The organism is Actinopolymorpha singaporensis, assembly GCF_900104745.1.
GTDB lineage: Bacteria > Actinomycetota > Actinomycetes > Propionibacteriales > Actinopolymorphaceae > Actinopolymorpha > Actinopolymorpha singaporensis.
This window is the reverse complement of the sequence record NZ_LT629732.1, coordinates 1,086,172-1,098,500: the sequence shown is the minus strand read 5'-3', so window position 1 is coordinate 1,098,500 and position 12,329 is coordinate 1,086,172. Positions and strand designations below refer to the sequence as shown.

At 73.1% G+C, this 12,329-nt stretch carries 8 protein-coding genes and 1 pseudogene; 6 read left to right on the top strand and 3 right to left on the bottom strand.

Annotated features, from left to right (window positions below; all coding sequences use genetic code 11):
• Positions 1 to 8: 8 nt before the first annotated feature.
• The gene (locus BLU27_RS29775) at positions 9 to 3,272 is read left to right on the top strand and encodes a hypothetical protein (protein WP_197681693.1); all 3,264 of its coding nucleotides are present in this window, start codon (positions 9 to 11) and stop codon (positions 3,270 to 3,272) included.
• A 29-nt stretch (positions 3,273 to 3,301) separates the two neighbouring features.
• On the opposite strand, the gene BLU27_RS05035 is transcribed toward BLU27_RS29775, so the two are convergent.
• Complete coding sequence (locus BLU27_RS05035) at positions 3,302 to 5,344, bottom strand: bifunctional phosphatase PAP2/diacylglycerol kinase family protein (protein WP_157728243.1); 2,043 nt, start codon at positions 5,342 to 5,344, stop codon at positions 3,302 to 3,304.
• Between the two features lie 226 nt (positions 5,345 to 5,570).
• Between BLU27_RS05035 and serS the strand changes: the two genes are divergently transcribed.
• The 5 genes and pseudogenes from serS (at position 5,571) to BLU27_RS30220 (ending at position 11,280) form a co-directional block, all read left to right on the top strand.
• Entirely contained in the window at positions 5,571 to 6,845 is a 1,275-nt protein-coding gene (gene serS / locus BLU27_RS05030; protein WP_092650986.1) for a serine--tRNA ligase, read from the top strand.
• Positions 6,842 to 7,732 (top strand): HAD family hydrolase, encoded by an 891-nt coding sequence (locus BLU27_RS05025; protein WP_197681692.1) that lies wholly within the window; start codon positions 6,842 to 6,844, stop codon positions 7,730 to 7,732. Before serS ends, BLU27_RS05025 begins: the two co-directional genes overlap by 4 nt.
• Positions 7,733 to 7,919: 187 nt before the next feature.
• The gene (metG, locus tag BLU27_RS05020) at positions 7,920 to 9,611 is read left to right on the top strand and encodes a methionine--tRNA ligase (RefSeq protein WP_092650984.1); all 1,692 of its coding nucleotides are present in this window, start codon (positions 7,920 to 7,922) and stop codon (positions 9,609 to 9,611) included.
• An 85-nt stretch (positions 9,612 to 9,696) separates the two neighbouring features.
• Positions 9,697 to 10,431, top strand: coding sequence for a hypothetical protein (locus BLU27_RS05015; protein ID WP_157728242.1), 735 nt, complete (start codon positions 9,697 to 9,699; stop codon positions 10,429 to 10,431).
• 30 nt (positions 10,432 to 10,461) lie between these two features.
• Positions 10,462 to 11,280 (top strand): annotated as a pseudogene (locus BLU27_RS30220) (HAD family hydrolase).
• A gap of 67 nt (positions 11,281 to 11,347) precedes the next feature.
• Here the strand turns inward: BLU27_RS30220 and BLU27_RS05005 are convergent.
• Together BLU27_RS05005 and BLU27_RS28820 are read right to left on the bottom strand one after the other, a co-directional pair.
• Positions 11,348 to 11,953, bottom strand: a complete 606-nt coding sequence (locus tag BLU27_RS05005) for a bacterial proteasome activator family protein (protein ID WP_092650980.1) — start codon at positions 11,951 to 11,953, stop codon at positions 11,348 to 11,350.
• Between the two features lie 76 nt (positions 11,954 to 12,029).
• Positions 12,030 to 12,188, bottom strand: coding sequence for a hypothetical protein (locus BLU27_RS28820; RefSeq protein WP_157728241.1), 159 nt, complete (start codon positions 12,186 to 12,188; stop codon positions 12,030 to 12,032).
• Positions 12,189 to 12,329: the final 141 nt, after the last annotated feature.

Here is a 12,329-nt window from a genome sequence, read left to right as displayed (position 1 = left end):
TGCCTACGGTGAGCGATCCGTTTGCGACAGGGCAGATCCGCGACCGGGTGCTGGCCGGTTGGTCGGCGTCACCGGCGCGCTTCCGGGAGGACGCCAACGCCGAGGAGGACCTGGCGCTCGGCGGCTACCGCGACCGGCTGGTCGTCGAGTTGGCACAGAACGCCGCCGACGCCGCCGCGCGTGCAGGCGTACCCGGCGTCGTCCGGTTCACGTTGCGCGACGACGCTCCGGCGTGGTCCGCGTCCGGCGGACCCGTCCTCGTCGTGGAGAACACCGGCGCCGGGCTGACCGCCGACGGGGTGCAGTCGCTGGCGACGCTGCGGGCCTCCGCCAAGCGCGCAGAACCGACCGAACCGACCGAACCGACCGGACTGGCCCGACCGACCGGCCTTGTCCGTCCCGGTGAGCCCTCAGAGTTGTCCGAGCCGCTAGAGCCGCTAGAGCCGCTGGAGCCGGTCGAGCCGTTAGAGCCGGTCGAGTCGGCCGTCGGCCGGTTCGGGGTCGGGTTCGCGGCCGTGCTCGCGGTCACCGACGAGCCGGTCGTGCTGTCCCGGTCCGGCGGGGTGCGGTTCTCCCGCGCCGACACCGCCGCGCTGGTCGCCGAGGCCGCGCGAGAGGCGACCGGACTGGACACGGAGGTACGCCGGCGCGGGGGCCAGGTGCCGGCGTTGCGGCTGCCGTTCCCCGCGGAGGGCGAGCCGCCGGAGGGGTTCGACACGGCCGTGGTGCTGCCGCTGCGCGACGAGGCCGCGGCGGAGTTGGTACGCGAGTTGCTGGCCGAGGTCGACGACACCCTGCTGCTGGCTCTGCCCCACCTGGACCGGGTCGAGATCGACACCGGCACCGCACCCGTACGTGTGCTGTCCGACGCCGCCGCGCGCTGGCACACCGTCCGGGCCGGCGGAACCTGGACGGACGCCGAACGCGCCACGCTGCTGGCGGACCGCCCCACCGAGGAACGCGACCGGCCGTACTGGTCGGTGCTGTGGGCGGTGCCCCGCGACGCCGCGCCGGTCGACCCGCTCGGTGGAGGGTGGACCGCCCAGTCGGCGCTGCCGCGGGTCGTACACGCGCCCACGCCGACCGACGAACCCCTGTCGGTCCCGGCCCTTCTGCTGGCGTCGTTCCCGCTCGACCCGACCCGCCGGCACGTCGCACCCGGTCCGCTCACCGACCGGCTGGTGCAGGAGGCGGCCGCGGCGTACGCCGAACTCGCCCGCGCCCGCGCCGAGTCCGGTGCCGACCCGCTCGACCTCGTGCCCCTCGGCCTGCCGGCGGGCCGGCTCGACGGCGCCCTGCGCGACGCCATCGCCCAGCGGCTCCCGGGCACGCCGCTGCTGCCGTCGGCGGAGGACCCGCACCTCCTGCTGCGCCCGCGGGAGGCGGTCGTCGTCGACAACGCCGACCCGGTGCTCGTACGCACTCTCGCGTCCGTGGTCGGCGGGCTGGTCGCCCCGGAGCCCCGGCACGGCTCAGCCCTCGACGCGCTCGGCGTACGCCGGCTTCCGCTGGCCGACCTGGTCGACGAACTCGGCGCGGTGGCCGACGCGCACCCGCCGGACTGGTGGCACGACCTGTACGTCGCCCTCGCCGGTGCCGCCGCCGACCCCGAACGCCGGGAGGCGCTGGGCGCGCTGCCGATCCCGCTGGCCGACGGCCGGGTCGCCCGCGGTGCGCGTGGCCTGCTGCTGCCCGGCGGCGCCGAACTCCCCGAGGAGACGACGGGCGTCCTCGCGTCGTACGGCCTTCGGCTGATCCATCCCGTGGCCGCGGCCGAACCCGCGTTCGACATCCTCGAACGCCTCGGCGCGACACCCGCCAGTCCGCGCGGGATCCTCGACGACGGAGCGGTCCGGGCGGCGGTCCAGGACTCCCCGGACGCCGACGAGCCGGCCGAGGTCGCCGACGCGGTGCTCGCCCTGGTCGCCGCCGCGGTGCGCGCCGGGGGACTGCAGCCCGGTGAGCTGCCGTGGCTCGGCGACCTCGCCCTGCCCGACGACACCGGCGAACTGGCCCCCGCCAGCGCACTCGTCCTCCCCGGCTCGCGGGCGGAGGAGCTGTTCGACCCCGAGGACCTCGCTCCGCTCGATCGGGCGGTGTTCGAACGCTGGGGTCCGCAGGTGCTGGAGGCGGCCGGCGTGGTGGGCACGCTCGGTCTGGTCACCGCCTCCGACGTCGACCTCACCGCCCCGCCGGACGAACTCGCCGAACTCGACGACATCGAGACCTGGGCCAGCGAGGCCGCCGACGAGCTCGAGGCAGGCGACGGCGGCGGAACGGTCGGTGAGTTCCTCGCCGTGCGCGACGTCGACTTCGTACGCGAGGACGCCTGGCCGCGGGCACTCGCGCTGCTGGTCGCCGAGCCGGCACTGCGCCGGGCACTGGTGGTTCCCGCGCGGCTGCGGGACCCGCGCCGGCCGGAGCTGCCTGCGGTGGACGTCCCGTCGTACTCCGCCTGGTGGATCCGACGGCACGTCCACGTCGACGGCCTGCCGATCCCCGCGTACGCCGACCCCGACGCCGAACCCGCGATCGCCGCGCTGGCCCGCCCGGCCCCGGCCTGGCTGGCGGCGTTCGACCCGGCGGCCCGGCAGGCGATCGGCCTCGTCCGGACCGCCGACGACCTGGACAGCGCAGGCCTGCGCCGGATCCTGCACCGGCTCGCCGACCCCGCCCTGGTCGTGGACGCGCCGACGATGGTGCGGCTGTGGGCGCAGCTCGGCTCACTCGACCCGCAGCTGCTGGGCACGGACTCCGCCCCGGAGCGCGTCCGCGTCCTGGCCGGCCGGCAGACCCGGGTGGTCGACGCCGACGACGCGGTGGTCGTGGACGCACCGATGTGGGCGCAGCGCACCGACCTGGGCGAGCAGGTCGTGGCGACCGGCGAGGCCGCGGACAATCTCGCCGAACTCCTCGACCTGCCGCTGGCCTCCGAGCTCGCCGCCGGTGAGGTCGAGGGAGAGCCTGCGGGTGACGGCGGCGAACGCCCGGTGCCGGAGGCGGTCCGCCTGCTGCTCCCGGACGTGCCCACGAGCTGGCGGGAGTACGACGACCTGCACGTCGACGGTCAGTCGGTGGAGTGGTGGGTGGACGACGACGGGCGCCCGCACGCGGCCACAGGTGCCGGGCTCGCCCGGGCGCTGGCCTGGGCGAGCGGCCGGTGGGACCTTCGGTACGCCGTCGCGGCCGTGCTCGCCGAACCCGACCAGGTGCCGGCGTACGTCGTGGAGGCCGCCTTCGACGAGCGACCCGCTGACGGGGAGCCCGCGTAGGGCAGCCAGTAGGCGGAGCCAGGACAGAGCTAGGTGCGGCGCTCCGTCTGCGGCATCCGGATGAGCAGGACGCCCGGCTCGATCTCGCATCGCAGCTCGCGCCCTGCGTCGATGACGTCGCCGTCGAGCTGGCGCGGGCAGTCCTCCGCGGCGGTCACGACGACCCGGCGGCCGCGCCAGGTGTGCAGGCGTTCGTCCTGTTCCTTCGACCGCCGGATCACCCGCCACGCCACGTGCGGCCACTCGGTCAGCCGGCGCGGCGCCACCGCCACCACGTCCAGCATCCCGTCGTCCGGTTCGGCCTCGGGGAGGAGTTCGAGCCCGCCGTGCAGGGTGCCGACGTTGCCGATCAGAACGGTGCGCACCCACCGGCGTACCGGCGGATCGTCGTCGACGGCGATGTCCACCCTCAGCGCGGGGAACGACAGGTTACGTGCGATGGACACCGCGTACGCCGCCCAGCCGACCCGCCGCTTGAGCTTGGCCGGCGCCTCGCCCACCACGGCCGCGTCCAGCCCGAGCCCGGCCATCACCGCGAACCGGTCGGCCTCCAGGCTGTCCCCTTCGACCCGCACGAGATCGAGCCGCCGGTCGGAACCGGTGAACGACACCTCGATCGCCTCCTGCAGGTCCAGCGGCAGGCCGAGGTTGCGGACCAGCAGGTTGCCGGTGCCGACGGGCACGATTCCGACCGGAACGTCGCTGCCGGCGAGTTCGGAACAGACGACCCGGACCGTGCCGTCGCCGCCGGCGGCGATCACCAGGTCGACCTGGGCGGCGAGCGCGGCCTTGGACATCGCGTGACCGGGGTCGTCCACGGTGGTCTCGAACCACTCCGGCGGCTCCCACCCTCCGCGCTGGGCCGTGCGTTCGACCTGGTTGCGGAAGTCGGTGGCGTCGTCGATCTTCGAGGGATTGAGCACCACGGCGACGCGGCGGCGGGGGCGTTCCGGCTCGTGCTCACCTGCCGGGTCACGGGGGCGACCCAGCCCGAAGGCGAGAACTGTGGCTCCGAGCAGGGCGGGCGCGAGTATCCAGGCGGCTAGCACGTCTGAAACGTAGTGCACCGACAGGGCTACCCGATCCAGCCCGACCAGCAGGATCGTCCCGCCTGCCGCGACGATCGCCGCGACCTTGCCGCGCGTACGGACCCGCAGCCGGAGCGCGACGATCACCAGCGCGACCGCCACGAGGGCCGACATCAGGGCATGTCCGGACGGGAAGGAGTAACCGAGCGGCTCCGAGACCGGCCGCGCCACCGGCGGCCGTGGCCGCGCGACCAGCGCCTTGAGGAACCACTCGAGCAGCGTGCCGACCGCGACCGCCCCGATCAGCCAGAGGCCGAGCCGGCGGTGCCCGGCCCTGATCACGAACGCCGCCACCACCACCGCGGCGGCCCGCAGCACCCACGGCTGGCTGATCGCCTGCACCACGACGAAGAAGTCCGCGAGCCCCGAGCCCGGTGTCACCACCGTCGTCCACCAGGTGGCCACCGAGCGGTCCAGGCCGGCCAGCGGTGCCCACTGGATGACGACGAGAACGAGGAGGACGGCGAACCCGGCGCTTCCGGCCAGCGTGGCGAACATCGCCCGGCGCTCGACCGCCCGGTTCCGCGCCGCCCGCTGCCGGGCGGCCCGGGCGGCACGGTGCTGGGCGGACCGGCCGGCTCTTCCGGCTCTGCCCCGGCCGTCGCCGTCGGGCCGGTTTCCGGCGCGGTATCTCCCCGGCCGGCCGGTGGCGGCGCCCGGTGCGGTCACCGTGGCATCCGTGCCGGAACGGTCGGGCGACTGCGATCCGTTTCGTTGCGTCCCGTTCCGCTCGGCCTGCCCGGTTTGCTCGCCGTGCTCGGAGCGCTCCTGTGCGGGTTCGGGTGCTTCCGCGTACCGGCGGTCGGCGCCGTCGGCGCGGTCGGCTCTGTCGGCGCGGTCGGCTCTGTCGGCGCGGTCGGCTTTGCCGACGACGGGCCGGCCGTTCTTCGGCGCCGTCGCGACCTTCGGAGCGGCGGGCACAGGTGCCTTCACACCGCGCCGTCGGCGCCGCCGGCGGTCCCTGGCCCCCGTCTTGCTGCTCACGGAAAGCATGTCTACCCCGGGATCGGCCAGTTCGCAGACCGCAGGGGCGCCCGGCGCCCCGGCGCGTCCTCGCCGGCTCCGCTCGCGGCCGGGCACCGCCCGGCCGCGGCCCGAACTGCGGCCCGGGACGGTTCCGGCTCCTGAACGACGTCGTGCCTGGTCCGGCCAGGGCTTACCAGGTAAACCGGTGGCGAGGCCACCTGCCCACCCGCGTACTCTCGATGCCGTGATCGACCCCAAACTGCTCCGAGAAGACCCCGACCGGGTCCGCGAAAGCCAGCGGCGTCGCGGCGCCTCGGTCGAACTCGTCGACCAGTTGCTCGCCGCCGACGAGCGGCGCCGGTCCTCGATCGCCTCGTTCGAGCAGTTGCGGTCCGAGCAGAAGTCCCTCGGCAAGCAGGTCGCGCGCGCCCAGGGCGAGGAGAAGCAGGCCCTGTTGGCCCGTACCCGGGAGCTGTCGGGACAGGTCAAGGCGGCCGAGGCGGAGCAGGCCGAAGGTGAGCGGGAGTTCCAGCGACTGATGCTGGAGCTCGACAACCTCGTCGAGGACGACGTCCCGCCGGGCGGCGAGGACGACTATGTCGTACTCGAGGAGGTCGGCAGCCCCCGCGACTTCGCCGCCGAGGGGTTCGAACCGCGCGACCACGTGGAGCTCGGGCAGTTGCTCGCCGCGATCGACATCGAGCGGGGCGCCAAGGTCTCCGGTGCGCGGTTCTACTACCTCACCGGTGTCGGCGCGCTGCTGGAGATGGCGCTGATCAACATGGCCGTCGAACAGGCGATGGCGTACGGCTTCACCCCGATGATCCCGCCGTCGCTGGTGAAGCCGCGGGCGATGGAGGGCACCGGCTTCCTCGGCCAGGCAGCCGACGACGTCTACCGGGTCGAACAGGACGACCTCTACCTCGTCGGGACGTCCGAGGTCCCCCTCGCCGCCTACCACATGGACGAGATCCTCGACGCGGACGCGCTGCCGCTGCGGTACGCCGGCAGCAGCCCGGCGTTCCGGCGCGAGGCCGGCTCCTACGGCAAGGACACCAGGGGAATCATCCGGGTGCACTGGTTCGACAAGGTCGAGATGTTCTCGTTCTGTCACCCCGACCAGGCGCGTGAGGAGCACCAGCGGTTCCTCGCCTGGGAGCGGGAGTTCTGGGACCGGCTGGAGATCCCGTACCGCGTGATCGACACCGCGGCCGGTGACCTCGGTGCCAGCGCGGCGCGCAAGTACGACATCGAGGCGTGGATCCCCACCCAGGGTCGCTACCGCGAGGTCACCTCGACGTCCAACTGCACCGAGTTCCAGGCCCGCAGGCTGGGAGTGCGGTTCCGGGACGCCGACGGCGTACGCCCGGTGGCGACGCTGAACGGCACCCTCGTCGCGATCGCCCGGGCCATCGTCGCGCTGCTGGAAAACCACCAGCAGGCCGACGGCTCGGTCCTGGTGCCCAAGGCCCTGCAGTCCTACCTCGGTGGCCGGGTTCTGCTGGAGCCGCGCGCGTGACAGCTCACTCGACGACCTCGCCTGACCGGATCGCCGAGAGCTGGCGCCCCCGCCTGGTGGCGCTCGACATCGACGGAACTCTCGTCGACGCGAGGAACCAGCTGTCCCCGGTGGTGGACGCCGCTGTTCGCGAGGTGGTGCGGGCCGGGGCGCACGTGGTGCTCGCCACCGGACGCGGGCTGACGGCGACCCGCCCCCTGGCGCAGCACTTCGACCTGCCCACGCCGTACCTCGTGTGCAGCAACGGCGCGGTGACCGTACGCCTGCACCCGGAGGGCGCTGCACTGACCCACGACGGCTCGGTCGACGGCCGCGGGGTCGAACTCGTCGACGTGGTGACGTTCGACCCCGAGCCGGTGGTGCGGATGCTGCTCTCCCGGTTGCCCGGTGTGCTCGTCGCCGTGGAGGAGCTGGGCGTCGGCTACCGCGTCAACGCGCACTTTCCCCCGGGTGAGCTGACCGGGGAGATCGAGGTGCAGTCGATCGCCCAGCTCGTCGCCGAGCCCGCCACCCGTGTCATCCTGCGCGAGCCCAGCATCGAGGCCGAGCAGTTCCTGGACATCATCGACCGCGTGGGCCTGCACGGGGTCGCCTACTACATCGGTTACACCGCCTGGCTCGACCTCGCCCCCGAAGGCGTCAGCAAGGCCACCGGACTGGCCAAGGTCGCCGAACGCCTCGACGTCGACCGGGAGGACATCCTGGCGATCGGTGACGGCGACAACGACGCCGAGATGCTGTCGTGGGCCGGGCGCGGTGTGGCGATGGGCAACGCCGCGATCGAGATCCAGCGGGTCGCCGATCACGTGACCGCGCTGCAGGAGGACCACGGGGTGGCCGTCGAGCTCGCCCGCTGGTTCCCCAACGTCACCGTCCCGGCGAGCTGACCCGCTCTGCGGCGGTTCGGGGAGCGGGTAAGCTTCCGGCATGACGTTCCGGCACCAGGAGATGATGCGGCCCCGCTAGGGGTCGCTTCCGTGCCGTATCCACAGCCGAAGGCCCCTCGCGAGAGCGGGCCTTCTTGCATCTCAGGACCGGGCCTCCCCTCGCGAGCAGACGAAGGGAACCTGCCCGATGTCCGCCAGTCCGACCCAGCCGACCTCCCCGACCCGGCTGGCCGCGTCAGCCCGCCCGGCCGCGCCGCGCCGGTTCTACGTCACCACCTCGATCCCGTACGTCAACGCCGACCCGCACCTCGGGTTCGCCCTCGAACTCGTCCAGGCCGACGTCCTCGCCCGGCACCGCCGCCTGCGCGGTGACCAGGTGCGCTTCCAGTCCGGGACCGACGACAACGCCCTCAAGAACGTCCAGGCCGCCGAGCGGGCCGGCGTACCCACCCAGGACTTCGTGGACGCCCACGCCGCCGCGTTCGCACGACAGCGCGAGGTCCTCGACCTCTCCTACGACGACTTCCTGCGCACCAGCCGCGATCCCCGCCACCGCCCGGGTGCCGAGCGGCTGTGGCGCGCCTGCGCCGACGCGGGCGACCTCTACCGCAAGCACTACGAGGGCCTGTACTGCGTGGGCTGCGAGCAGTTCTACGCCGAGGACGAACTCGCCGACGGGCTGTGTCCCCAGCACGAGACCCGGCCACAACCGGTGAGCGAGGAGAACTGGTTCTTCCGCCTGTCCCGCTACCAGCAGCAGCTGCTCGACCTCTACGCCAGTGGCCGGCTGCGGATCGAACCGGCCGTACGCGCGAACGAGGTGCGGGCCTTCGTCGAGGCGGGCCTGACCGACTTCTCGATCTCCAGGTCGGTGGACCGGGCCCGCGGCTGGGGCGTGCCGGTACCCGGCGACCCCACCCAGGTGATGTACGTCTGGTGGGACGCGCTCGGCAACTACCTCACCGGCCTGGACTACGGCGACGGACCGGACGCACCGGCGTTTCGGACCTGGTGGCGCGGCGAGGGCGCCTCCGGCAGCCGCCGGGTGCACGTAGTCGGCAAGGACATCCTGCGTTTCCACGCGATCTACTGGCCGGCGATGTTGCTGTCGGCCGGGCTGCCGCTGCCCACCGAGATCCTGGTGCACGACTTCCTCACCGCGAACGGCCGCAAGCTCAGCAAGTCGCTCGGCACCGTGGTCGACCCGGTGAGGCTGACGGAGGAGTACGGCACCGACGCGCTGCGCTGGTGGCTCACGGCCAGGGTGCCCAAGGTCGGCGACACCGACTTCACCCTCGACCGGCTCGTGGACGTGGCCAACCAGGACCTGGCCGGCGGGATCGGCAACCTCACACAGCGGGTGGTCAGCATGGTGCACCGCTACCGTGCCGGTATCGTTCCCGAGGGTCCCGAGGGCCCGGAGCGGGATGACGTACGCGAGCACTTCGCCGGCACCGCGCTCCTGGCCGAGGCGAACGGTTTGCCGGACCGGATCGACGACGCGCTGGCGGCGTTCGACCTGCGGGCGGCGACGCGGGCGGTGCGGGCGGTGATCGCGCAGGCCAACCGGTACGTCGAGGACACCGCACCGTGGACGCTGGCCAAGGCCGAACGCGCCGGAGACCGGGACGCCGGGCGCCGGCTCGACGTTGTGCTCGGCGTCCTCACCGCGGCCGTACGCGCGATCGGTGCCGAGCTCGCACCGTTCGTGCCCACGCTCGCCGAGCGCGTGCTCGTCCAGGTCGGCTCAGGCCTGCCCGGCGAGCGGTTGCCCGATCCGGCGCCGGTCTTCCCGCGCCTGGAGGTGAGGCCGGAAGTGAGGCCGGACGTGAGGCCGGAGGTGACGGAGGAGCGAAGGGAGGAAGTGCCGGCGACGTGACGGCCGACGGGACCGTCGAGGTGACGTCACGGCGATGTGGGCGGGTTGCGGCCCGGATTCGTTCGGTGGTTTAGAGTTCCGACTCGTGCCAAGATTCCGACTTGCGCTCGCCCTCGTCGCCAGTTGCGCGGTGGCCCTCGCCGGTTGTGGTTCCAGCGACGACGACTCGGCTGGTGCGCAGCACGGCAAGCCCCCGGCCAAGGTGGCCGAGACCCGGGCCGCGAAGCCGACGAAGACGTCCACGCCGACTCCGACCCCGACGGCCGAGCCGAAGACGGCCGAGGAGCTGAAGGGGTCGATCGGCAAGATCGTCCTCACCGACAAGGAGATCGGCCACGACGTCCAGATCCAGAACCAGGACGACAGCCTGTCCACGCCGACGAACGACATCTGCGGCCGGAAGTGGGCCGGGGACAGGAAGCGGCTCGCCCGCAACCAGGACTTCTTCTGGAAGTCGGCCTCGTCCCCGTCGCTGGTGGTCAGCGGGGAGGCCGTCGCCTACGAGCCGGGCACCGGTTCGAAGGCGCTGGCCGAGATCGAGCGAGCGGTCGCCGACTGCGACGGGTGGAAGCACGATCAGGGACAGATCCGTGACGTGACAGTGGTCGACCCGCCGTCGGGCGCGGTCAAGGGCGCGTTCGCGTGGCGCGGCGTCGACGCCCGCGACGGCCGGACGTACTCCTACCTCGCGGTGTACCAGGCCGAGGGTGACCTGCTCAGCGCCGTCTACGTCTGGGCCGACAGCCGGTCGGAGGCCCGGGACATCGCCGGCCAGGTCGTACCCAAGATCGCCGACAGGCTCCAGAACGCCACCAACTGACCCTCGCGCCCGCTCTGGGAGGATGGGCGGGTGACCGTACCGCCGCATCACCTGCCGTCCAGCCCGCCCCGCCTCGTCGTCAGCGACCTCGACGGCACCCTCCTGCGCTCCGACGGGACGGTCTCGGCCCGGACCCGGGCCGCGCTGGCAGCGGCGGAGGAGGCCGGCGCGACGGTGGTGTTCGCGACCGGGCGGCCGCCGCGGTGGATGCGGCCGGTGGCCGAGCAGACCGGACACCGCGGGATCGCGGTCTGCTCCAACGGCGCCCTGATCTACGACCTGCACCAGGAGCAGGTGGTCCAGCAGTTCCCGCTGTCTCCGGAGATCGGCAGGTCGGTGGTGGAGTCGATCCGGGCGGCGATCCCCGGGGTGTCGTTCGGGGTGGAGTCCGGCGACCGGTTCGGCCACGAGGAGACCTACATCGTCGACGGCGACGTCGCGGGTGAGGTCTAAGTCGGAGAGATCTCCGACCTGCTGGTCCAGCCGATGGTGAAGCTCCTCGTCCGCCACGAGACCTACCACCCGGACGAGTTGCTGGCGAAGGCCCGTGAAGCGGCCGGCCACCTGGTCGAGCTCACCCACTCCAGCAAGGTGGGCCTGCTGGAGATCTCCGCCCAGGGGATCTCGAAGGCCACGACACTGGCCGCGCTGTGCGAGGAACGCGGGATCGACCCCACGGAGGTGGTGGCGTTCGGTGACATGCCGAACGACTTGGCCATGCTCGCCTGGGCTGGTACGGCGTTCGCGATGGCGACCGCGCATCCGGAGGTGCTCGCATCGGTCGAACGCCGCTGCCCGTCCAACGACGAGGACGGCGTCGCGCGGGTGCTGGAGAGCATCTACCTCTGAGCCGGTGGTACGACGGTTTCTGCCGTCGTACCACCTTCGTCCGGGTCGGCTGCGACCCGCGATCGGCTCAGAGGTACATGCCTCCGGGGCGCTCGGCCTCCGGCGGCGCCGGCTGCATCTGCGGCGGGAGCTGGCTGCCCGGCGGGAGCGAACGGCGCATCTGCTCCAGCTGGGCCCGGGCCGCCATCTGCTGGGCGAACAACGCCGTCTGGATGCCGTGGAACAGGCCCTCCAGCCAGCCGACCAGCTGGGCCTGCGCGACCCGCAGCTCCGCCTCGGAGGGAACAACGCCATCCTCGAACGGCAGCGAGAGGCGGCTGAGCTCCTCGACCAGCTCCGGGGCGAGGCCCTTCTCCAGCTCGGCGATCGACGACTTGTGGATCTCGCGGAGGCGCTGCCGGCTCGCCTCGTCCAGCGGCGCGGCCTTCACCTCGTCCAGCAGCTGCTTGATCATGCTGCCGATACGCATCACCTTGGCCGGCTGCTCGACCAGGTCGGTGACCGAGCGCTCGTCGTCGTGCGACTCGCCGTCCGCGTCGTCGTCCCTGGCGGGTGGGCCCTCCACGGCCATGCCGTCGGGGCCGACGATCACGACTCGGGGCGATTCCTCGCCGCCGCGAGGGTGGTCGGAGCCGGTCGAGCCGGCGTCAGAGGCGAAGAAGGGATCGGTCATGGCACCCATCCTTACCTCTCCCGATCGCAGACGCGAGGGCGCCCCCGGACCAACGGGGACCTCCGGGTGAGACGCCTCAGGCATGTGGGTCGGTGTGGCGGGCGGAGCGGCCCCGCGAAGTGCGGCGGTCGGTGTCACCGGACCTGCGGAGGCGTTCGGCCCGGCGGCGGGCGACCTCGGCTCGGATGCGGATGCGGGCGAGTCGCTGCGCCCTCTGCGTGTAGTCGATGTTCATTCCGCTCACCCGCCTCGTCGTCGGTGCGCCGCCCTCGCACGCCGTGTCCTGCCGCGACGGGTTCGGAGCGGCCGTGGTGGCCGGCCTGCCGCCGCGAGTTACAGGTGGGACGGGCTGGACAGCGCCACGGTTGCCTCCCCG

What these genes read in the sequence shown, in the direction of transcription:
- BLU27_RS05005 (WP_092650980.1), bottom strand. Translation starts at nt 11,953, where the DNA reads ATGACCGATCCCTTCTTCGCCTCTGACGCCGGCTCGACCGGCTCCGAC.
- metG (WP_092650984.1), top strand. Translation starts at nt 7,920, where the DNA reads ATGTCCGCCAGTCCGACCCAGCCGACCTCCCCGACCCGGCTGGCCGCG.
- BLU27_RS28820 (WP_157728241.1), bottom strand. Translation starts at nt 12,188, where the DNA reads ATGAACATCGACTACACGCAGAGGGCGCAGCGACTCGCCCGCATCCGC.